2 protein-coding genes are annotated in these 1,089 nt (G+C 47.2%); both read left to right on the top strand.

Translation table 11 applies throughout. The annotated features are described in order from the left end of the window. A partial coding sequence (locus AC1DUA_RS38700; protein WP_477504735.1) for a spore germination protein occupies positions 1-913 on the top strand: 913 nt, incomplete at its 5' end. A gap of 3 nt (positions 914-916) precedes the next feature. Then, the coding region (locus tag AC1DUA_RS38695) for a GerAB/ArcD/ProY family transporter (protein WP_477504736.1) at positions 917-1,089 on the top strand (173 nt) is incomplete at its 3' end.

The raw sequence follows: 1,089 nt of genomic DNA, 5'->3' as shown, positions 1-1,089 counted from the left end.
CGTACATCCGGATCTAGTAAAAGAGGTTGTGCGGCGTATCAATAGTATTGATATGGACGATATTGAGGGTTCCGGTTATTTGGAGCAATGGATCACGGATAGCTTTCTGAGCCCTTTCCCTGTCATTTTGAATACAGAACGGCCTGACAAAGTTTCAGGCGCTCTCCTCCAAGGACGTGTCGCTATTCTAGTTGACGGCGATCCATTTGCGCTCATTTTGCCGATTACGTTCTCCTCCAGCCTACATTCGCCTGAGGATTACTATCAGAACTGGCTGATCTCCACACTGACTCGGATTCTACGGCTAATATCAGCCTTTATTGCCACTTTCCTGCCTGCACTCTATATTGCATTACTTGAATTTCATCATGGGATGATTCCTTCCAAACTTGCCTTTTCTATCGCCGGTGCACGGGAAGGTGTGCCGTTTCCAGCCGTTATTGAAGCATTCGTCATGGAATTCACGTTGGAGCTGCTTCGGGAAGCAGGGCTGCGTCTGCCAAAACCCATTGGCCAAACGATCGGGATCGTAGGGGGCTTAGTTATTGGGGAGTCCGCGGTAGCTGCCGGTATGGTAAGTCCCGTTATGGTTATCGTCGTTGCCGTGACTGCCATTTCATCTTTCTCGCTACCTTCGTATTCATTTGCCATTTCCTTGCGCGTCATGCGGTTCGGCATCATGTTGTTCGCGGCATTCCTTGGATTGTACGGTATCATTCTGGCTTATATCATGATCAACATCCATATCGTTAATCTTAAAAGCTTTGGAATCCCGTACTCCACACCGTTTGCACCTTTGTTCATTCGCGACTKGAAAGATCTCGTCCTGCGTGCTCCTCTTCACTTCATGAAAAAGCGACCGCAAATGCTTCAAACCAAAAACGACGACAGAATGAAAACGAAGGAGAAATAAAGAATGAAATCTTTTGAATACGGGGATAAAGAGATCAGCTTATTGGATATATCCATTACGGTGACATCCATGATTATTGGGGTTGGTATCCTTATACTCCCGCGCGAATTGGCGAAAACTGTCCACGGCTCAGACGGCTGGATTTCTATGATTTCGGCAGGCATACTTGCCAGTGG

This window comes from Paenibacillus sp. 01T422 (assembly GCF_056398785.1).
Note: the sequence above shows the minus strand (reverse complement) of the source record. Positions and strands in the feature narration are given on the sequence as shown.